We start from the raw sequence: 21,644 nt of genomic DNA, 5'->3' as shown, positions 1-21,644 counted from the left end.
GACCTTCTGACCACTTGAGATGTTCTACAGAATATATGGTGTTTGGGGCTAAATATCTGCGGGTAATATCTGGATCATACAAGAACTTTTGAAAAAGTGTAAAAAATTAAATACTGTTATTATATTGTTTCATCGCCGACAAAAGTTTTTCGGACACATTTGTAAAACTTTCCTCAGCAGTACTCATTAGGAGTGTGTCATATTCTTGCAAAACACGTTGAAAGAGCTCGAAATGTTTGTCCATATCGTCGGGAAGTTTATCATACAATAAATTTTTCGCTTTCCTTAAGTTTCGTATATATTCAGAAACAAATTCTTCAGAAATGTTTTTCAATGAATCTTCCCGGGAAGGTTGAATAGAAGGGCGAACTAGATCAACGCGATCTTCCAGTTGTTCCTTAATTTGCAAATAACGATTTTCTTTCTCTTTGCTTGAATATCGAGGCCCTTGTATATCAAAGGATGTGTCTTCAACTCGTCCAATATGTCCACAAGGATATTGACTCAAAATAACACCCAAATGAGTTCCATCTTCAATAACAGTAATTCCATAAGAATATTTTATCTTAAAGTGCCCTAGAGTGATATAATTCGAGGTATCATTTAACAATGCTTTATGGTTTTGCTCATCGGTTTTAGAACTATAAACTTTAAAGTGTCCGTGGCTATGAGCCCAACCAAGCAAAATTTTTTTATTTTCTTTAATATATTCACCCACTTCTATTACTGCTTCAGTTGAAACATTCACGGCAGTCTCAGATGCAGAATGATGAGGGATATAAATTTCCGAAATTCGTGCAGGAAAATCATTTTTAAAATCTGATTCATTAGTGAGTACATAACAAAAAACTTCCAACTTTTGAGAATCAGATCCCCATCTTTCTCGACTAATTTCGTTTATTGCCCGAGCCATCATTATTATATCATCAAAGGCTTTTTGAGTAATAAAAACTGAATCGATTTCATGAGGACATTCAATCATTTCTGTTCCAGTGAGCTGAGGAATATTTAACATTCGATGAGATTTACTTTTTTTTGTAGCTGCATGTGTCTTTTTTGGTTGTAATCTTTCTTTTATTGAAGTCGGTTGATTTTTCGTATCCGTATTGTCATTTCTTTCACTTGATTCCACTCCAAATAAATCCTCTAAAGAATCAGACACTTTAACATTTTTTTTTTTTCCCATCAAGTGTTTTGTTTATGCATTTTATTTGAATTTTGAGCAAAATTCTCAAAAATAATAACATTAAAAAAATGAATTTCAAAAAATTTTCAGTGAATTTTTAATTTAGAAACAGCTTATTTTAATTTAATTTATGTCTGAAGCTCAAGAGTTACTCAAAAATCTAAATTCAAATGATCTTGCTGAAAAAAAAAAAAGTATTTTCAAAATTGGGGATCTAAAAGTCAAGGAAGCAATCCCCACTTTAATTCAATTACTTGAAACCGATAGCGATTCAGTAGTAAGAAATTCTGCCGCACGAGCTTTAGGAAAGATCGCAGATCCAGATCAATTTGACACCATCTTAGAAGCACTCGATAAAGCTCTAGAAGATCCTGATTCTTATGTAAAAGCAAACGCTTGTTGGAGTTTAGGAAAATTGAAGGACAAACGAGCGATCCCATCTCTAATGAAAATGGTTGATCCAAATCAAAGATCATATGCCATGGTGGGTGATCCTAAAGCTCAATCGAATACAAAAGAAAATGAAGCTTCAGCGAAATTGAAAGAAGAAGGAATCAAATTTAGCGATATTATCGTTAGTGCGATTAAAGCAATTGGAAATATCAAAGACCCTGCTGGAGTTCCAGCCCTAATAAAAGGATTAGAAGATGAAGCAGATGGTGATGTACGATGTGCTTCTGCGATCGCATTAGGCAAAATAGGAGATGGATCTGCCGTATTACCCTTAATAGAACGTTTAAAGATGGATAAATACTGGTATGTTAGAAGAGATGTTGCCAAAGCTTTAGCAAAACTGAAAGATCCGCGAGCAGGTCCAGAATTAGCCAAAAAAACAAATGATATGTACGATGAAGTGCGGGAACATTCCGTTAAAGCATTACTCGCGATCGGAAAACCTGTTTCAAATATACTTTTCAAATTATATCTGGCTGATCCGAAAAATTTGAAATTAAAAAAATTTGTCACTACCCAACTCACTCGAGATGAAATTCTTCAGATTTTAGAAAATTTAGTCAAAAATGAAAAAAATGAGTCAAAACGTAAAATTTATCAAAATTACTTGGACAAAATCGAAACTCAAACATAGAAACCCATTTTTATATTCATTAAGTCTTTAATAAGAAATTTTTTTAATTATGCACACTGTTTATGTACATGGACACAGTACTCGTTCTTGATTTTGGATCTCAACTTGCTCATTTAATTGCTAGGCGGGTTCGAGATCTTGGAGTTTATTCTGAAATTCTTCCTTTTAATACTTCAAAAAGTAAAATTCAATCGATAAATCCAATTGGGGTTATTTTATCTGGAGGCCCATCTTCGGTCTATGAGGAAGGAGCACCTCAACCCTTAGAAGAATTTTGGGATTATATCAAAGAACATCAAACACCCCTTTTGGGATTATGCTACGGCCACCATTTAATTGGTCAGCATTACCAAGGTAAAATAGTTGCCCATGATGAAAAAGAATTTGGGAAAGCAACTATTACTTTGAAACAACAAACATCCATATTTGACAGTTTAAATTCTGAAGAAATCGTTTGGATGTCCCATGGCGACCAAGTGGAAGAATTACCAGAAGGGTTTGAAATATTTGCCTCAACTGATACATGCCCCATTGCAGCGATGGGGAATATTGCTAAAAAAATCTTTTCATTTCAATTTCATGCTGAAGTTAACCATACAGTCCATGGAGAAACCATGTTCCGGAATTTTCTATTCCAAATCTGCAAAGCAAATCCTGAGTGGAAGATTGAAAATTGGATTGATGATGCAATTAAAGATATTCAAAATACAGTGGGAGAAAACCATGTAATTTTGGGATTATCGGGTGGTGTTGACTCTTCGGTTGTCGCAGCATTATTGAAAAAAGCAATTGGTGATAAAGTTCACTTAATATTTGTCAATAATGGAGTATTGCGAAAAAATGAAGTAGAACAAGTCTGTGATTGGTTTCAGAATAAATTTAAATTTGCAAATTTTCACTTAGCCGATGCAGAAGAAGAATTTTTAACGAATTTGAAAGGTGTGGAGGATCCAGAGAAGAAACGCAAAATTATAGGACACACTTTCATTGATGTATTTGAAAGAAAAGCCATTGAACTGGAACAAAAATTTGATAATATTAAGTTTTTAGCTCAAGGAACGATTTATCCCGACCGAGTTGAATCTCAAGCGGGTTCTGGAGGAAAAACATCCAGTAAAATTAAATCACATCATAATTTAGCACTTCCAGATGATATGAAACTCAAAATTTTAGAACCACTTAAGGATTTGTATAAAGATGAGGTAAGAGAACTGGGAAAACAACTCGGATTGCCCAGAGAATTGATTGAACGCCATCCCTTCCCTGGCCCAGGTTTAGCAGTAAGATGTATCGGAGATATCACCAAAGAAAAACTTGAAATTCTTCGTGAAGCAGATTCTATTGTCATTGAGGAAATTCGAAATGCAGGTTTATATAATCACGTTTGGCAAGCATTTGCGGTATTCCTCCCAGTGAAATCTGTTGGAGTCATGGGAGATTTTCGAACCTATGAATATCTTTGTGGTTTGCGGATTGTTGAGAGTATTGATGCTATGACAGCCAACTTTGCAAAAATAGATTGGGAAGTATTAGAACATATAAGCACGCGAATAATCAACGAGGTTAAAGGATTCAACCGCGTGGTGTATGATATCTCAAATAAACCCCCATCAACAATTGAATTCGAATAATCTTTAGTAAAATGGATTTTGAAATCCATTTATTTTTTTTAAGCTTCTTCTGCTTTTCGGTAATACTGAGGAATTTGTGGCAAACAATTTGCAAGTTTTTGAAAAGTTTCCTCAATATTTTCTCCAGTTTTACTGCTTGTAAAAATTAATTCTTCCAAATGATATTTTTCCACTAGTTCCTTATATTGATCTCTGTCTAAATTTGCAGTATCAAGATCAGATTTCATCCCAACAAGAAATAATGGCGCTGAGGGTATTGTTTCTCGAATGATATCTAACCAATGAGTAAGATGCAAATATGTGGACATCCGCGTGGTATCAAATGCAATAACTCCGGCTGATGACCCTTTTACATAACTTTGTACTACGAATCGAAACCGATCTTCACCACCAATATCCCAGATTTGAAGAGTGACATCTCTCCCATCATCTGTCTTCATGGTCTTTACAGCATGATTCACCCCAATTGTCATGATTAGTTTATCGTTGAAAATTCCGGTCACAATTCGCTCTACCATAGTAGATTTACCAACACCACCTTCTCCAGCAAAGAAAACTTTCATAACAGGGATTTCTGACATAGATTCGAGCTCCAACTTTTACAAATAAAAAATGATTACTGCATAATACTATTATTTTTTCTACTTTAATATCTTTAACAAGATTTTTTTAACTCAACCTAGACTTCTTCGAGGAAACATTCCATGAGCAATTCATCCACATATTCTTCTTGGATCAAATATTGTTTCGAATAAAACCCAATCGCATTGAATCCACATTTTTGATATAAATGAATCCCTCGAGTGTTAGTCGCAAGCGTAGAAAGGTTCAATTTTGATTTTCCTCGTCTTAAAGCGATCTTTTTAGTATATTCAATAAGAGCCCAACCCAAACCCAAGTTTCTAAAATCTTTATTAACGATAATTCCAAGTAATCCTACATGATCTGCAGCTTCCCAGTTCAAATTTTCAATGGTGACTTGCCCCGCAACAAGATTCTTTTGTACTCCCTCTAAATCTTGAGCTATCACACAAAAATTTCCCGTTTCAAAGAGATCGTTATACCAAGTTTTTTTTTCCCAATCAGAAATAACTGGAGTGTACACGGGCAAATAAACACCTTCTGCCACCACAACATTAAAATTCTCCCAAATCCCATCTAAATCTGCTTTTTGAATCATACGCAGAAGGACTTTCCTTCCGTTTTTCAACTCTACGGTCTCTGGAGCAATATCGTTTTTTTTTTTTCTCGTGAAAAATAACCGCCGTTTTATCGCTAGGAAAAATTAAGCTTGATTTAGATAAATTTTTTACGTTCTATGAACGGTCAATGATAAAATTTTTTACAAACGGATGGTTTATTACCTTATTATTTTTCTGAACGAAAGGAAGAAAATCTTATGTCACGAACTCTTAAACGTTATGAGGATTATACTGCAGCGGAAAAACGAATCAAGATCGGTAGTATATTTATTACTCGATATGAAAGATCGCGAATCATTGGAGCCCGAGCTTTACAAATTTCATTTCAAGCATCACCTTTTACTGATATACCACCACTTATAACTGATCCGATGGAAATTGCGGCCTATGAATTGGAACACAAAGTCCTCCCTATAACCATTCGACGAAGCTTACCAGACGGGTCCAATCAAATGGTTCCTGTGGCTTGGTTGATCAATGAAAACTATTAAGAAACATTTTTTAATCTTCTAAAATTCAAAAGCTCAGTTTTTCCTTTTCAAAAATAGGGGAATAGACTAGTGGTTATTTCGCTTGCCTCACACGCAAGAAGTCCAGGGTTCAAGTCCCTGTTTCCCTACCATAATTTGCATTTTTATTATCAATTTTCTCTAATTTTAAGGATTGCAATAATTTTACTTTCGATCACCCTAAATCTAAAAAATTTTTACCATGACTATTATTTTTGGCGATTTCCCCCTATGAAATAATATGAATTCAAACGATAAAAAGAAACTTCTAAAGCTTATCCAAAATGTTTATTTCTATGCAATCTACGCAAATTATCCACTTTTGAAGAATCTTTTTAACTATATCATCCATATTGTCATAAAACTACTCTCCTTTAATGAGATAGACAAAATCTCATGCGAGATGTTAGAAAATTTTGTTTCGATTGAAAAGCAAAAACCACCTCATGCCCTTCCAAGCAATTTAGATAAAGAAAACAACGAATTATAAAAAAAAATTATCTTTCAAGAACAAAACTCATCATTTTTAGATCGTCACGCAAAATCCAGCCAATTTTTCGATAAAAGGACTCTACTCCTTTGTTCGATTTTTCAATAAAAAGATGAATTTTCTTGATATCGAGGGAAATAAATCGTTTTATGAGCTCATCCATGATAACTTTACCGTAATTTTTGCGTTGATAATCAGGATGGACTGCGAGATGATGAACATAACCTCTCCGGGCATCAGAACCACCCATAACAACAGCAACGATCTTTTTATCGAGCATGCCGACCAAAAAAGTATTGGGATTGCGATGATAGACATTTGTTATTTGTTCTTTGGTATCTGAACTTCCAAGGGATAGACCGGTTAGTACCCAGATATTATAAACCTCTTCATACATATCAGGAGAAAAATTAATGATTTTCATTAAGATCTCAAAGAAAATCTTACAATTTAACTTTTTTAATACCATCAAAACCGAGAAAAAAGAAATTTACTTTGTTGAATTAAAAAAAGGGAAGAAATTATCGGGTTGCCCAGGTAATATCTTCTGCAGTTAAACGTTTTCGCTTTTCATCTTTGACTAGAGTTAAAGCTTTTTTGGTGGTTTGAATTGCATTTTTTTCAAGTTGTTCAATGAGTAGCTTGACTGCTTCATCACTAACTAAACCAGCCCCTTCTCCCTTCATTAACCGACGTACTGGTGCTTTCGAGATAAAAGAACTACGATTTTCAGAAGTCGATTTGACGACTTTCTTTTTAGCAGGTGCTTTTTTCTTCGCTGCTGCTTTTTTCTTTGCCATGATTAAATCCTCCAAAAAACTGCCATTCCAATTGATTTTACCCAATCAGAAAACAGAATTCTAATATATCTTCATTTTTTCTACTTAAATAGGTTATGCGAATTTCATCGATGTTTTGATTTCGTTCATTTAATTCTTACTTGGATTATAAACAAGAAAAGCATCTAAACCTAGGACTTTATAAAGAGTAAGCAAATGATTTTAATATAGAATGTACGAGGTGAAATTTGCATAGCAAATACCCAATTTATTAACCACCCTCTCTTGAAAGAGAATGTTTTACTAAAGCGCAAATTTCAAGTCGATATTTTCGTGACTTGTACAAAATCAAATTGTTTAGTGGTAGTTCCAACGGGATTGGGAAAAACCATAATCGCACTACTGTTAAGTTTACAAAGGTTAAAGAATAATGATACTAAAATAATATTCCTTGCACCCACACGTCCTTTGGTGGAACAACATTTACGTACCTTTCAGAATTTAACCAACATTGATCCTGATTCACTACTAATGATGACAGGAATCATAACCCCAGAAAAACGTAAACAACTTTATCAAGAAGATATCACGCGATGTCTTTTCATGACTCCGCAAATATTGCAAAATGATCTAATTTCAGGCCGAATTTCCTTAAAAAACATATCATTAATGATTTTTGATGAGTCCCATCGGGCAACAGGAAATTATGCTTATACCTTCTTAGCCAAACGATATATGCAAAATGCAAATGATCCAAAAATACTGGCAATGACAGCATCTCCAGGTAAAAATAGAGAGAAAATAAAAGAGGTTATGCAAAATCTATATCTTGATGCTATTGAAATTAGAACTGACTCAGATCCAGATGTGAAACCCTATATTCAAGAAGTGGAAACGATATGGAAAAATGTCGATCTTCCGGAAGAAATGCTCGAAGTGCTTAAAGCATTTGAGAACCTGCAAAAATTAATCTTAAGCGAACTCAAGAAAAATGAAATTTTAGATTCCGAAGATATTCGTAAGATTTCACGCAAAGATCTACTTGCAGCAGGAAAAATGTTAGATGGAATGATCATTAAGGCACAACAAGGAAATGATCTTCCCCGTTTGTTATTTTGTAAGAAATTGTTAGCCAATGCAATTCGCATTTCCCATATGAGCGAATTATTGGAAGCTCAAGGAATCAATTCTTTGAAAGCATATCTTGATAAAAATGTAGAACAAGTCAAACAAGGGAAAGGAGGAAAGTCGCTAAAGGAACTCTTTCAGAGCACTCAGATGCAAGACGTTATGGAAAAAATATCTCATCTCACCAAAAACCATATAGATCATCCTAAAATGGCACTTCTGATGAGTCTACTGATGGAACAATTCACTGAAAGCCCAGACTCCCGCGTATTGGTATTCTGCCATTTCCGAGATACGGTCAAGAATATCGTTGAGCAAATTGAGAAAAATACATTAATCCACCCCCATAGCTTTGTGGGACAACAGAAAAAAGGAAAAGAAAAAGGCTTGTCTCAAAAACAACAACTTGAAATTTTACAACAGTTTAAGAGTGGAGTATATAATACATTGGTAGCGACATCAGTTGCAGAAGAAGGATTAGACATATCAGAATGTGATGTTGTAATCTTCTTTGATGTGGTACCTAGTGAAATTCGTGCAATCCAAAGACGAGGAAGAACTGGACGAAACCGATCGGGAAAAGTCATAATTTTTAAAACCATGGGAACTCGGGAAGAAGGATATTTTTGGGCTGAAAAACATCGTGAGAAGGAAATGAAAAGAGTTTTAAATGATATTCGAAGAGAAATACAACCAATGGCAAATTCATCAGAAAATCGGGGGCAAAAGAGCTTAACTGCATTTTTAAAAAAAACACCAAATAACCCAAATAAGGAAATAAAATCCCCCCAAGAAAAAGACTCTAAACTGCAAAATGATCCAAAAGAACCAAATTCTGCACCAGATCTACTCCAATCAGATAATTTAGGAAAGATTTCTATACCCCTAGACAAATCAAAACCTTATATCTTAGTTGATTCTCGAGAAACGGCATCTTCAGTAACACGTGAGTTAGCTGAAAGAAATGCAAATGTATCAATCCAAAAATTACCAACGGGAGATTATATAATATCGGAGCAGTGTGGAATAGAGCGAAAATCAATTCCGGATTTTATTAGTTCAATAAAAGATGGTCGACTTTTTAACGAACTTCAACGGCTAAAGACTCAATTCACGATTCCAATTTTAATAATTGAGGGAGGAATAAATTCGATAACATCAATTAATCGAGCAGCCGTATTAGGAACTTTAACCAGTATTTTGTTAAAAATGAGGATATTTTTATATCAAACAACCTCCCCTGAAGAAACAGCTGAGATTTTAATAGCTTTAGCTAAAAAAGAACAATCAGACAAACCTTCAAAACATTTTTCTATTAGATTCAAAAAATTTCCCGAAAAAATACCCGAACAATTAGAATTCATAATTTCTGGAATTCCAGGAATAAATGCTTCGAGAGCTAAAGATTTATTGATTGAATTTAGAACGTTGCGTGAGTTATTGAATGCCAACGAAAAAAAAATTCAAAAAGTCCCAAATATCGGCCCAGCTATTGCACAAAATATTTTCAAGTATGCAAATGCCGATTATTTAGACCATGGAAACGTTAATTCCGAGAAAGATGAATGAGATGCCAAATAGAGCGAATCATTACAGAATATTCCGAAAAATTGCACCTAATTGGGATTTTGATCTCCATGTACACACAAATTGGTCCATAGATGCTTCTTCAGGAGCCACAATTGAAAAATATGCTCAATTATCTGAAAAATATAAGATTCATATTGGATTTGCAGATCACTACGAATTGGCATGTTTTGAGAAATCCCACATTAACACGCGAAATTCTATCTTAAATCCTGAAACCTTATCAGAATATTTAGAAGAAATAGATTCAGCAAAAGAACACTACAAACATATTTCATCAGGCTTGGAATTAGAATATTATCCCGAAAGAGAAGACCAACTCCAGAATTTTTTAGAGGACTATCAAAATGAATTCGATTTGATTGTAGGAAGTGCCCATGAGATAGAAGATTTCCGAGCAATTACAGTTCTAAGAGATTTACAATGGTTGGTTGAAAAACATGGATCTTTTTCAAAAGTTCTTGGCAAATATTTTGATAAATTGCATAAATTGATTCACAGTCAGCTTTTTGATGTAGTGGCCCATCCAGATGTCATTTTTCGATTTTTAACAAATCATCATATTTGGTTCACTCCCGAATACAGACAATACTTTCCAACAATCGAATTAGGTCATTTGGTGAGGAACTCAAATATGTTGTATGAGATAAATCTAAGTGGGCTTTATTATCCATGGAAAGAGTCATTTCCAAACTTGGATATGTTCCATCACCTTCTCGCCAATGACATTCCATTTTCTATCGGTTCTGATTGCCATTCTTTAAAGCAATTCGAGGAGAGAATATTGGAAATTAGGAAAATTAATTTCATAAATCGGAATGAATGGAAATATCATAAAATATTCTCAAATGATGATTTTTGAATTCCTTATAGGAAAAAAAAGAAAGAAAATTCTTTAAGTAAATTAGTTAATAACTTATAATATATTTGAGAAAAAAATTAAATAAAGTTTCGTCAAATCTTTTTATTCCATCAAAGCAGATTCTAATTAGTAGGGGGAAATAATAATCAAAAAAATTTTGATAGTTGAAGATGAAATCGTTACCGCGATGGGCATCGGAAGCTTGCTAAGCGATATGAATTATGAACCATTAAAAATTGTTAGTTCAGGAGAGGAAGCAATAAAGCAAGTAGAATTAAGCAATCCTGATCTTCTCTTAATGGATATTACATTAGATGGAAAAATGGATGGAATTGATACTGCTAATGAAATTCAAAAAAAACATGATATTCCAATTATATTCATTACTGCCCATGAAGATATTGAAACATTACAAAAAGCAAAAAATGTTGAACCTTCAAGTTATATCATCAAACCTATCCAAACTGTTAATGATTTACTTCCTGCTATTGAACTAGCATTTCATAATTTCAACATCAAACAAAAATTGAAAATGAGTGATGATAAATTAAAACTTATTCAGGATTTGATAGCTTCAGATGAATTGAAAGAAGGAAAGCATAAGAATAAGGAAAATTTAAAGGTCAGAACAAGCCATATATCGACAAAAATTCATAATGAGAAGGATTTTCAAACACTTGTTGGAAAATTAGAAGTTTTGGGGAATATGGACAGATTTCTCATTTTAGAAGTGCTAAGAACTCACCAATTGAAATTAAGCGATATCCAAAAATTGATTAAGAAAAGTCAATCCACTTCATCCCACCATATTAAAAAATTGGAAAGTGAGGGTCTAATTAAAGGATGGAAAAAAGGTAAATTTACTTATTATAGTATTGACAAAGAAAAAGTTCAAAATTTTCTCGATCTATGGAATGCATGGATAGAAAGAAAAGATATAAAGAAAAAAGGAGAACATTGATCTATGGATGATTTGACACCACAAGAAATTAATGAAATAAAAGAAAATCTTGCAAATAATTCTGACTTATTAAACTTACGCGCCTCCATCGAAGCAATCGGAAATGTAGATCGGTTTGCGATAGTAAATCTTCTAAAAAAAAGGAGCTATACCATTACTGAACTGGAAGGTGCATTGAATAAATCACAATCCACAATATCCCATCATATCAAAATTCTTCAACAGCAGAATTTGATCATGGGAATTAAACAAGGAAAGTTTACAGAATATGAGTTAGTAAAAGATAGTTTTAAACGCATGAATTCGTCACTAATAGAATGGTTTTCTGCAATATCGAATTGGTAAACGTTAAAAAAGAAGGAATTGATGGAAAATGTCAGAAGATTCTAATAATTCAAAATATCCAGAGGAAAAAAAAAAGGAATTAGAACAAACTCAAGAATTAAAGAATATGTTAAGTGATTTGGATGATGATGGAATTCCAAAGTTAAAAACCACAACGAGTGCAGATGTTGGAAAAGTTTCTACACCGTCATTTCTTAAAGAGGATCAGCCTTCCGAATCCCCCTTTCCTGAAGAAGGAAAATTGAAATTGATTGGCAAACCCCTGATTTCACCAAAACAAATTACATTAAAACCTCCCACTTCTGTTCCAGAACAACCAACGATTGTTAAATCCAATGTTCAAATAGATGATACACCAACTGGAAATTTCTGGGGTGATTCAGAGATTTTTTTTAAACAATTAGGAAAGTCTTATGAAGACAGATATTCACTTTGGAATCAAACATCTTCTTCGATTTTAACGATTCTACGAAAAATGCGAAGAATTAATGAATCCAACACCGAAAGTTTAATCAAATCCATCAATGACTTAGAATTAAAATTGAACTCCGGATTGAAAGATTTTTCCATGAAGCGAAATGAAGTAGAACGTTTTAGTGATATTGATTATAAACGAGTGATAAAAGATTTTAAGAAAACCATGGATTTGTTAAATATGCAAATCCGGGAATTCAAATTGCAACAGAGTATTAGTGAATTATATGATATCTATGTAAATTAATTCTTTTACACTATCTTTTTAGGAATCTTTCTTGAATTAATATTAGGGGATACATATCACAGACGTAAAATTTGACATTCTTGTTGAATTAGGAAGTTTTGAAACGAAAATAGGTATAGCGGGAGATTATGAGCCTAAAATTATCAACCCATCAATATTTGCAGATTCAGATGAACCCATAGTTAAAATTTCATCCCAAACAGGTTTATCCAAGATGGGAAAAGAACGTCATTATGGAAATAAAGCACTCAAATTTAAAGATACCTTGCTCATTAAATATTTTCTTAAGACCAAAGATTTCTCATCCTTTGCATATTTTTTAGCTGAAATCTTCAAAAATCAAGGCTGGATCCCTTCAGAATCAAATCTAATCATTGTTTATCCATCTTATATTTCAAAAATAGAATTAAATGAACTAAAACGAATATTGCAAGAAATTATGAGTTTTCCAAAATTTGCCTTTATTCCAAATTCTGCAGCAATTTTGACCGCCTTAGGAAAAGATACAGGAACAATCATTGATTTTGGACATTTTTCAACGCGAATTGAAGGTATTTTTAAAGGATTTCCAAATTTTGAAAGTAATTTTATTTTTCCTATCGGAGGCCACCATATCACGCAATATCTTATTGATGTGATATTTGAAAAATATCAATATTCTTCCACTCATCCACTATATAGTATTGCCCAAAAAATAAAGGAAGATGTAGTTGAATCTTCTTTAAGAATTGATGAAATAATTGACGAAATTGCTACAGGATCACAAGAATACGATTTTACAATTTATTTACCGGATGGAAATCAGTTGACAATCAACAAAGAAAAATTTCTTGCGAGTGAATTATACTTCATCCCAGAGCTCGCGCATATTCGATCCGATAATCTAATTGAATTTATTATGAGATCAATTAGAGCATGGGAGAGAGATCAAATACCAATAATGCTCGAAAATATAGTTCTTTGTGGTCAAGGGGTCAAAATTCCAAATTTAAAATCTAAATTGCAACAACAAATTAAGAAACGCTTCCCAATCACATTGAATGTGCAAATATTCGAAGATAGTCAAAATCCCAACGCAATTTGGAAAGGTGCATCACAAATTTATCGTAATTCGCAAAAAAGGATGGAATGGGAATAATATGATCCACGGTACAAATGTAATCGATGATTTTGATGAAATTTCATCACATATTGATAAACTATTAAATCAAGAACAACAATATTGGGCAATTCAATTGTGTAACACAACAATTAAAGAAATACAGACAAGTAATTTGTCTAATTCCGAAATTATGCGCCGATATACAATTTTAATTGATCTATGGGAGCATCATCTACGAGTCTTGGTTAAAAATTTTTATGCTAATTGGCCTCTTATCTATAATGCCTATAATTTTTTATTTGAAATACTTTTTTTAATTCAAGATTTTTCGCGTTTGATTTATAATGGGCTTCGATTAGCCAAAGTTCTTGTTAAAATTGGCTTTTCAAATGATTTCAGCATTGCGAATTTCTTAGATTCATTAGCAATTTTTACCGCTCGTGCGGATTATTTTAAAGAAACCATTGAACTTTTACTATTGTCTTTATTTTTCAAGAAAAATTATCAACGAAATGATTATTTTGAACGTACTTTAGCCAAACTCTCTGAAATATTAAGAAAAATTGCCCATGATCAACGCCCCATTTTACTAAAAAGTGTTAGCTTAAATATTTATCAACAGTTTTTTGAGGGTTCTATTAAATACATTGAATTTATTGAGACCATTTATTTGGTTTCACTTAATAAAATTGATAAAAGCGTTCAAGAAGCTTTTCATATATTGATCAAAGAAAAAGTTCATCTTATGGATCCGGGACAAAATTTAGATTTGACGCAACAAACAATTGTAAATCTTCAAATGATTAAAGAAAATTCTTGGGCTTATTCTATCGTGCAAAATTATTGTGAAGAATTAAAAAATAATAATGAATTATCAAAAGCAAAAAAATTTTTAAGGGAATTTATAAAAACCTGCTACAGACAAGGCAGCTATCAGACAGCATTCCTTGCGTATGAACATTTAGCCACATTTTTCACAAATTTTAAGGGATTTCCCACATATTTGGTAAGTATTTGGGCTGAAGCGGCAAAAAAATTCAGAAATTTAAAAGACAAAAAATATTTTGTGCGAGCCATCAAAGAATACAGAGATTTGCTCATAGTTCCTGATGATTATTATTCTTTTAAGGATTATTGCTATGCACGCAATGAATATTATTTAATATGTCGAGGCCACATTTTTACTTCAAAAGAAGACTTCTGGTGGGCGGCATTACATCGAGGGTTTTTTGAAGAAGGTTACTTGGAGATAGTTACGTTAAGTGCTAAACAATTGGGAATTCAAGATCACCCATGCTTTATTCAACTTATAGAAGAACAACTTCCTTTTACAATTAATCGTATAAAAGAGCGTCGAATTTCCCGAAAAGAAGCGGATATTGGCGGAATGATGCCTTCAGAGATTTTATTAAAATTAAGGATTCCATCCCGAAAACCGATTAAATTATTTTCCGAAATTTACTATAAATCAGGGTTTTCGAAAATGGACAATATTGAAACCAAGGAATACTGGGATGAACCATATTTAAATGAATTATATCTAAATCTTCCTGTTTATGGCACGACCATAGATAATGCAACCCATTCTGAAAAAAATGAGACTGTTATCTTAGAACAACAACAATTTGGCATGTTGGCCTATCTTTTTTTACCTCAAAATATACGAGATTTTATTGAAGAATTGAATTTAAGATCGGATCATACCCCCGAAGTTTATGTAATTATGGATGAGCCGAATTTTCCTCTTGAAATGCTAAATGATCAAAGATCATCATTTGGATCAAAATTCGCTTTTGGATATAGATTTCGAGAACCCAAACTTGCAATGGAAAAAATCAAGGTGGGAAAATCACAAGATGAAATTAATCTGAAATTCACCATGCTAAGTATAGGTGACTTAAATCAGAAGTTTCCCCATGTTTGGAACGAGGAAGAACAACAATATTGCCCATTATTTAAGTTCCAAAATGGTGAAATACAACGGAAATTTATTGAGGAGAAAATTAATAATCTTCAGAATTTAGTAGATCGTTTTTCTTCTATTGATCCCTCATATAGTTCAAAAGATAGTATTGAAAAAGAAATTACATCAGGTATTTATAATATAATTCACATTTCTGCAAATATGTTCTATTTAGATCAGAATCCTAGCCAATCCTACTTCCTTACTTCAAACAATGAGGTACTCAGCATACAAGAAATAATTGATATGTTATCTTACGCAAAACAACGAAACGAACTTCAAGGATTACCCTATTTTAGACCTTTGTTGATTTTAGATGTCCGGATAATCGATGAAAGTAATAAATCAATCCCACGATTTTTCACACAAATCTATAACATTACCAAATCAATCAGCTCACGTCATTTCATTGGAATTTTTGCTCGAATATCTAATGAATTCAATGATATGCTAAAATTATACTTGGGGGAATTTATTAATCATATCTTTCTTAATGAATCTATAGGTAGCGCCCATCTTAAAGTCAACAAACAATTATTCAATATATCCCAAAGCTTTTCAGATGAGAATGAAGAAGATTCAAGATTAAAAATGATTTTACGAGAATCACACTACGTTTTTATTGGAGATCCTTCTTTAAAACTAGAATAGAAAATAGTACTAACAAACTTAATGTTCAAAAATAACAAGAACTAATTGATCATAAGGGTGAATTTATGTCTTTATTAGCAGCCGAAAATATGAAATTAAAAAAGAGAATTGAAGATCTCGAAAACCGACTTCTCCGCTTAGTGGGAGCAATTAAAATTTTTACCGGAGGACTGGCGGGAAAAGAACACGAGATGAATAACCATATTGCGGAAATTATAACCAATGCAACTGAAATTAAAATTGTTGCACCTTATATAACGGAAGAATTTGCTTTGATTTTACAAGATCGGGCAAAAAATGGAATTAAAGTCCAAATTGTCTTGAACGATAGACGATTATGGCCTGATGAATATGCTAAAATATATGATAAATTAAAAGCAACTCAAGGAATCGATTTAATTAATAATCCAAATGTGAAATATTTGCTCATTTGGTCTCCATCATCAGCACTATTCACGAGTGGCCCTTTAAGCAAAGATTCTCTTATGAAAACAATATTGATTGGTACATTAGTGAATGAAAAATCAAAGTTAAAGGAAATATTACAAATTTTCAATCTTATGTTACCTTCATTCATGCGCAGTTAAAAAGGAGAAAATACCCATTTTTTTTAACACCTTATTTCTTATTGATCTTAATAACCGATTTTTGTCTTAGGTGACTTCTGATTCAAGAAAAAAAAACATCCCGTGAAACCGGTGGAAAAGAACGAATAGATCAAGTATATTCATTCATGATGAAAATATACTACTATCTTGGGTTAGTGTGCTTTTTCCCCTATATTACAATCAAAATTTCACAAATTACATTAGAAAACATTGATTTCAATGTTTTTTCCCGAATAATCATATTTGAAAGTTCAATTCTTGTCATTATATTTGTCATGGATTATCTGAGTATGAAAACATCATACTTAGACAGAATAAGTCGCCTAATTACACTTATTTTTTCAATTACAGGTGCCATTGCGAGCATTTTCCTATTCATTAATATTCAAAAAGGGTGGGAAATAGCACTTTCAGAAATAATTATTTGGGCATCTATACTTTCCTATTCTTTTGCCTTTTTGGGATGGTTCTTTATCCGAGCCGAACACGGTTTAACACCTAAAAAGAAGAAACCTCTATATAACACCAGTTTTTGGGCACTCTGGATCTGTGGAATTTGCTTTTTATTCGAATTTTTCCTCCCTGGAGCATTTATGATCAGCATTGCATTAATAATGGGAGTTTATCCATTCTTTATCATCTTGATGGGCCAACCAAAGGTTGTTCCCCATATTAAACCCCATAAATTAGTAAGCTCTTATTCACGGGCAACATTTTACAATTATATCATTGATGCCTTCAAAGCTCTTGCCATTTTGGTGACGATTGTGGCAATAATATATAATGGATCCGTAGTTTTGTTTCCTGAAACTCAAACCATCAACTCCACAGAATGGATTCGAAATCTGGCAATAACCATCATCTTTGCTGGTATTGGGATGGAAATTGTTTCCTTAATTCAAGATAAATTCTATGGCCTTTTAGTATTAATTGTCTTGTATATTCTTTGCATCGTCCAATATATTCTACTAAATACACTACATTTTGAATATTGGTGGATCGCAGCACCATTAAATGGATTAATTATTGCTGGAATCTATTTCTTCATTGAGCAAAAAATCTATAAAAGTGACAATGTTGGAGTTATGCCCGGAAGCTTCTATATGCTAATTCTTTGTATAATTATTTTAGCAATATTACTCCGCACCGATACAGAAATCGATCGAATGTTGGAAAATACAAAGTTAATAGCTTCCTTAGTAGGAATTGCGTATATCATCGGATATATAAGGGAAGCTCCTAAGCAAAAATCTTTACGAATTTCAGTATAACCAATTTATCCAATTTTTTCCAAGGTTTCCATAATGATTTGCGGAATTTCAGCAATATTGAGGATTTTAAGTAATTCTCCTTGGGTTGTATCAAGAATTAAATTTGCATAGCTTCTTGAATAAGATCGTGTATTCACACCAAGAAGAAAATGAGCGCGTAAATTTACATATTTCTCAAGTTCCTTTCTAACAACATTAAAAGATTCAAAGAATTCACAATCTGTTAACAAAAAACATAACTTGTATTCAGCTGTTGAACTTTCTAGTTGTGAATGACCCCATTCAAGAGCCTTTTGTACTTGAGTTCCTCCTCGTGCATGAAGATCAAGAAGTTCGTCAGCAATATCATCAAGATCTTTCTCATCATCAAATGATTTAACAGTATGGGTATCAGATTCAAAAAATGCAATGGCTACTTCTTCGGTTTTAAGATGCCCAATTAGGACTAAAGTGGCAATGGAACAAGCAGCTAATTTATCACCGCTCATGGATCCTGAAATATCCAATAGGAAACAAATGGATACTCGCCCTTTTTGAGAATCTTGGACGAATAAATCATCCCCACAAACATGTTCAAGATTTTTTCCTGATGTAATGATGTTTTCAATGGAAGCGTCAATATCGACCAAATCCATTGGATCTCCTTCAATATAAGGCCGTAATTTCGAGGTGGGAATCAATCCTTTTTCACCAGTTCCCCTTTGATTCGAAACAATATTCAAAGCAATTCTAATCAACATGGATTTAGTTAATTCTCGAATCCGCTTTTTCATGTCTTTTGGAATATTCCGACGGTGATGAAACCATTGCAAAAGAAGATTTTCACCAGGTCCAGCCGATAAACTGTCAATAAACAAATTTTGAGCATTTTGATTCATTCCAGAAATACAATTCATTGTACAACTGAAATCTTTATGGGCTAAAGCACTTAAACCATAGAAATTTTTATTGTTTGCCGCTATCTGAGTTAGATCAGCAAGTTGACTTTTAGATAAAGATTTACATGTGTCAAGAAGTTTTGAAAAAACTTCATGGGAGTTCAATTGTTTTGCAAATAACTTCTTCAAAATTTCAAAAGAACCACCAATAATTTCCATGAGACGTTCTTCCGAAATTCCTTTTTGAGTTCCAATATCATACATTTTACTAATAACCATGGGAATCTGTATTTTCAGTAGGAATTTAACTTGGTGTATGAATTCTTCAGGAGAAGCACAGTTTTTTAAAGAAACAAAACCGGATTGAGATGCTTCTTCTTTAAATTTCTCAGCACAATGAGAATAAAAACATCTTTCTGAATATTGCATTAGATTTTGAATTAATTCATTAATTTGAGCGGAGTTCTTCTGAGATTGAGGGTCCTGAGAAGTTGAAATTTTAGCCAAAGCATCCTTTACGAACTGAGTTAAATTTTGATCCCACTGTGGAACAGGATATTGTGCATGATAGAGATCTGCCAAATCGGGAGACTGATTTTGCTGGGCCCACTGATCGTGCAATTCATGAGCCATTGGGGAATCAAATTTTGAAGACATTCTTCGAGCTATATCAAACGCATTTTCGAGATTCTTGTGCAAACTTTGTTTAAATACTTTTTTTTTGTTAAATACAGGGATTTGGTCAGAAATCTGTGACATTTCCCAAACATCAGATAACGATCTAATTTTTTGTTGAATTTGAGCAGCATGACACTTTAATATCGATTCTTTTTCACCCAAATCTTTAATAAACTGAAGAGTTTTTGTACACGTACCAATATCAGCAGTTTTGATAAGATCAATTAGATGTTGTCCATATTCTGAAGATTTTGCACAATATTCCAGGCCCATTTTTATCCATGGTGCATGCGTTTGTGTAAGCAACTCATCACTCCAACCTAAATTTGTAGCAGCTTGAACATCTTTTGGAGAAAGTTGTTGTACAGATTGTGATACTAATTGGTGGGCATGATCTTGAGCTTTCTGTAAAGTATTGATGCCTCGATGTAACATATCTATATACCCTTGGCGCTGATCAAAAATGCTGGCTATAGATAAGAATGGATCTTGCTGATTTGCAGCTTTTTCGTAAAAATCTTGGATAAAATCCATAAGATATTCGAATTCTTTGAGATCAGCAGTTCCATCAAAAGCTTGAGAATTAATTTCATTCAAATCAAGACCTAAATCATCAACTTCTGCTAAAAAATCATCAAATAGATCCTCTTTTTTAACTTGAGACACATTTTTTCCAGAAATAGATCTTGCAGTTGGTGAGGCGATTGTAGAACCAGATAAATCAATCGATCTGTTATCGGGAAATAAAATCTCAGTGGCTATTCGCTTAGCAACAATCTGATCCTCAATGGGAGTAGTTATCACAGCAGAAGTAATAAAATTTTCAGGAGTGAGAATATTTTTCCTATAGTACATGGCCGTTAGAAGCTTTGGGATGGCAAGAGCTTGTCTTGAACTTGGTACATTAAATAAGAGTGATTTAGACTTGCGCATTCTAAAAATAAATTCAATGGAAAATTGGATAGGGGTAAGAATTACACCTTGAATATTGTTTAAACATGGCGGGTCCCCAATTAAAGATTGATTTTTACCTAACAATGATTCTCATCCCTTCAATTAAGAAATTTATTTAGGCAACTCCAACTACCCGAATTAGAAGATCTTTAATAAATGTATCAAGATTTTTCCCTGGACGTAACTCCAGTGAATCTTTTAATATGAGTTTTGCTGAATCTGCCAATAATTGATTATCAATAGGAACCTTTAATCGCTTCGAACGTTCAGCCACAAATCGGGCCAGACCAATACTAGTCCGAAGACTAGGAGGTTTTTCAACATTCGGATCATTACGACACTGAATCATCAATTCTAATATTTTTTCGTGAGTCATGGCAGATAAATTGTATTCTGAACAATTACTTTGAATGATTTTTTGTTCTAAAGCACGGGAAGGATACCCCAAGTGAATCCAGACTTTTATTCGATCCTTTATTGCAGATGGTAATTTTCGAGTACCTCGCATTTCAGAGGGATTCATGGCCGAAATTACGTAAAAATTAGAATCTACTTCAAGCCATGATTTTAATTGGGGAATATATAATCGACGTTCTTCCATTGCATCCAACATACTATTTAGCACATATTCATCACCCCGATTCAGCTCATTGGCTAAAAACACGCCCCCTTTTAATGCAGCTAATGTAAAGGGTCCGGGTACATATGCTTCTGCTGAAAAACCATACTTAAATACAAGTGTAGGATCAAATGAACCGATTAATGTCGCCGGGCGCACTAAATCTGAAAAGGTTACCCAATAAAAATCGCGATTCATATCATAAGCAAATTTCCGACATAAAGCAGTTTTTCCACAGCCCACGGGTCCAACTAGTCCAACAAACAACCCTGCATTATACGCATCTAACATCGCATTATAAGCATATTCATATTGACCTTCCATTACAATATTAATATTTTCCCGAATATCAACAATTCGTTTCGATTCCATCAATTTCGCAAATTCTGAAATAGGTTTTGTTTGATTCTCTGCACTCATTTGAATTCTCTC

General features: G+C 33.2%; 20 protein-coding genes and 1 tRNA gene. 14 read left to right on the top strand and 7 right to left on the bottom strand.

The window, feature by feature from the left end; genetic code table 11:
- Positions 1-106: 106 nt before the first annotated feature.
- On the bottom strand, positions 107-1,186 hold the full coding sequence (locus NEF87_RS19765) for a hypothetical protein (protein WP_457917184.1): 1,080 nt from the start codon (positions 1,184-1,186) through the stop codon (positions 107-109).
- Between the two features lie 130 nt (positions 1,187-1,316).
- On the opposite strand from NEF87_RS19765, the gene NEF87_RS19760 reads away from it, so the two are divergent.
- Positions 1,317-2,273, top strand: coding sequence for a HEAT repeat domain-containing protein (locus tag NEF87_RS19760; protein WP_457917183.1), 957 nt, complete (start codon positions 1,317-1,319; stop codon positions 2,271-2,273).
- A 62-nt stretch (positions 2,274-2,335) separates the two neighbouring features.
- Positions 2,336-3,904 carry a glutamine-hydrolyzing GMP synthase gene (gene guaA / locus NEF87_RS19755; protein WP_457917182.1) on the top strand — a complete coding sequence of 523 codons (1,569 nt, stop codon included), beginning with the start codon at positions 2,336-2,338 and terminating at the stop codon, positions 3,902-3,904.
- A gap of 38 nt (positions 3,905-3,942) precedes the next feature.
- Here guaA and NEF87_RS19750 read toward each other — a convergent pair whose 3' ends face one another.
- Both NEF87_RS19750 and NEF87_RS19745 read right to left on the bottom strand, forming a co-directional pair.
- Positions 3,943-4,485 carry a Rab family GTPase gene (locus tag NEF87_RS19750; RefSeq protein WP_371803196.1) on the bottom strand — a complete coding sequence of 181 codons (543 nt, stop codon included), beginning with the start codon at positions 4,483-4,485 and terminating at the stop codon, positions 3,943-3,945.
- A 98-nt stretch (positions 4,486-4,583) separates the two neighbouring features.
- Positions 4,584-5,084, bottom strand: a complete 501-nt coding sequence (locus NEF87_RS19745; protein ID WP_371803195.1) for a GNAT family N-acetyltransferase — start codon at positions 5,082-5,084, stop codon at positions 4,584-4,586.
- A gap of 219 nt (positions 5,085-5,303) precedes the next feature.
- On the opposite strand from NEF87_RS19745, the gene NEF87_RS19740 reads away from it, so the two are divergent.
- The 3 genes from NEF87_RS19740 to NEF87_RS19730 all read left to right on the top strand — a co-directional run bounded on the left by NEF87_RS19740 (position 5,304) and on the right by NEF87_RS19730 (position 6,105).
- Entirely contained in the window at positions 5,304-5,597 is a 294-nt protein-coding gene (locus NEF87_RS19740; protein ID WP_371803194.1) for a DNA-directed RNA polymerase subunit K, read from the top strand.
- Positions 5,598-5,652: 55 nt separating this feature from the next.
- Positions 5,653-5,728: transfer RNA gene (locus NEF87_RS19735), tRNA-Val, on the top strand.
- Between the two features lie 128 nt (positions 5,729-5,856).
- Positions 5,857-6,105, top strand: coding sequence for a hypothetical protein (locus tag NEF87_RS19730; protein ID WP_457917181.1), 249 nt, complete (start codon positions 5,857-5,859; stop codon positions 6,103-6,105).
- Positions 6,106-6,112: 7 nt separating this feature from the next.
- Here the strand turns inward: NEF87_RS19730 and NEF87_RS19725 are convergent, their stop codons facing one another.
- On the bottom strand, positions 6,113-6,529 hold the full coding sequence (locus NEF87_RS19725) for a GNAT family N-acetyltransferase (RefSeq protein WP_457917180.1): 417 nt from the start codon (positions 6,527-6,529) through the stop codon (positions 6,113-6,115).
- Between the two features lie 97 nt (positions 6,530-6,626).
- A complete protein-coding gene (locus NEF87_RS19720; RefSeq protein WP_371803191.1) occupies positions 6,627-6,905 on the bottom strand; it encodes a histone in 279 nt (92 codons plus the stop codon).
- A 225-nt stretch (positions 6,906-7,130) separates the two neighbouring features.
- Here NEF87_RS19720 and NEF87_RS19715 point away from each other — a divergent pair, with 225 nt between their 5' ends.
- The 9 genes from NEF87_RS19715 (at position 7,131) to NEF87_RS19675 (ending at position 18,083) form a co-directional block, all read left to right on the top strand.
- Positions 7,131-9,581 (top strand): ERCC4 domain-containing protein, encoded by a 2,451-nt coding sequence (locus tag NEF87_RS19715; protein WP_457920140.1) that lies wholly within the window; start codon positions 7,131-7,133, stop codon positions 9,579-9,581.
- 1 nt (position 9,582) lies between these two features.
- The gene (locus NEF87_RS19710; protein ID WP_371803190.1) at positions 9,583-10,461 is read left to right on the top strand and encodes a PHP domain-containing protein; all 879 of its coding nucleotides are present in this window, start codon (positions 9,583-9,585) and stop codon (positions 10,459-10,461) included.
- A 157-nt stretch (positions 10,462-10,618) separates the two neighbouring features.
- On the top strand, positions 10,619-11,422 hold the full coding sequence (locus tag NEF87_RS19705) for a metalloregulator ArsR/SmtB family transcription factor (RefSeq protein WP_457917179.1): 804 nt from the start codon (positions 10,619-10,621) through the stop codon (positions 11,420-11,422).
- Between the two features lie 3 nt (positions 11,423-11,425).
- Positions 11,426-11,767 carry an ArsR/SmtB family transcription factor gene (locus NEF87_RS19700; protein ID WP_371803188.1) on the top strand — a complete coding sequence of 114 codons (342 nt, stop codon included), beginning with the start codon at positions 11,426-11,428 and terminating at the stop codon, positions 11,765-11,767.
- Positions 11,768-11,795: 28 nt separating this feature from the next.
- Positions 11,796-12,488 carry a hypothetical protein gene (locus NEF87_RS19695; protein WP_457917178.1) on the top strand — a complete coding sequence of 231 codons (693 nt, stop codon included), beginning with the start codon at positions 11,796-11,798 and terminating at the stop codon, positions 12,486-12,488.
- Positions 12,489-12,537: 49 nt separating this feature from the next.
- Positions 12,538-13,626: a hypothetical protein gene (locus tag NEF87_RS19690; protein ID WP_457920139.1), complete on the top strand. Its 1,089-nt coding sequence runs from the start codon at positions 12,538-12,540 to the stop codon at positions 13,624-13,626.
- A 1-nt stretch (position 13,627) separates the two neighbouring features.
- The gene (locus NEF87_RS19685) at positions 13,628-16,204 is read left to right on the top strand and encodes a hypothetical protein (RefSeq protein ID WP_457917177.1); all 2,577 of its coding nucleotides are present in this window, start codon (positions 13,628-13,630) and stop codon (positions 16,202-16,204) included.
- Positions 16,205-16,269: 65 nt separating this feature from the next.
- A complete protein-coding gene (locus NEF87_RS19680; protein ID WP_371803185.1) occupies positions 16,270-16,791 on the top strand; it encodes a hypothetical protein in 522 nt (173 codons plus the stop codon).
- Between the two features lie 146 nt (positions 16,792-16,937).
- Positions 16,938-18,083, top strand: coding sequence for a hypothetical protein (locus tag NEF87_RS19675; protein WP_457917176.1), 1,146 nt, complete (start codon positions 16,938-16,940; stop codon positions 18,081-18,083).
- A 5-nt stretch (positions 18,084-18,088) separates the two neighbouring features.
- Here NEF87_RS19675 and NEF87_RS19670 read toward each other — a convergent pair whose 3' ends face one another.
- Together NEF87_RS19670 and NEF87_RS19665 are read right to left on the bottom strand one after the other, a co-directional pair.
- Complete coding sequence (locus NEF87_RS19670) at positions 18,089-20,677, bottom strand: VWA domain-containing protein (RefSeq protein ID WP_457917175.1); 2,589 nt, start codon at positions 20,675-20,677, stop codon at positions 18,089-18,091.
- Between the two features lie 31 nt (positions 20,678-20,708).
- Positions 20,709-21,632 (bottom strand): AAA family ATPase, encoded by a 924-nt coding sequence (locus tag NEF87_RS19665; protein WP_457917174.1) that lies wholly within the window; start codon positions 21,630-21,632, stop codon positions 20,709-20,711.
- Positions 21,633-21,644: the final 12 nt, after the last annotated feature.

Origin of the sequence: Candidatus Lokiarchaeum ossiferum (assembly GCA_025839675.1) — an archaeon.
Classification (GTDB): domain Archaea; phylum Asgardarchaeota; class Lokiarchaeia; order Sigyniarchaeales; family Promethearchaeaceae; genus Lokiarchaeum; species Lokiarchaeum ossiferum.
This window is presented reverse-complemented; position numbering and strand designations above follow the sequence as displayed.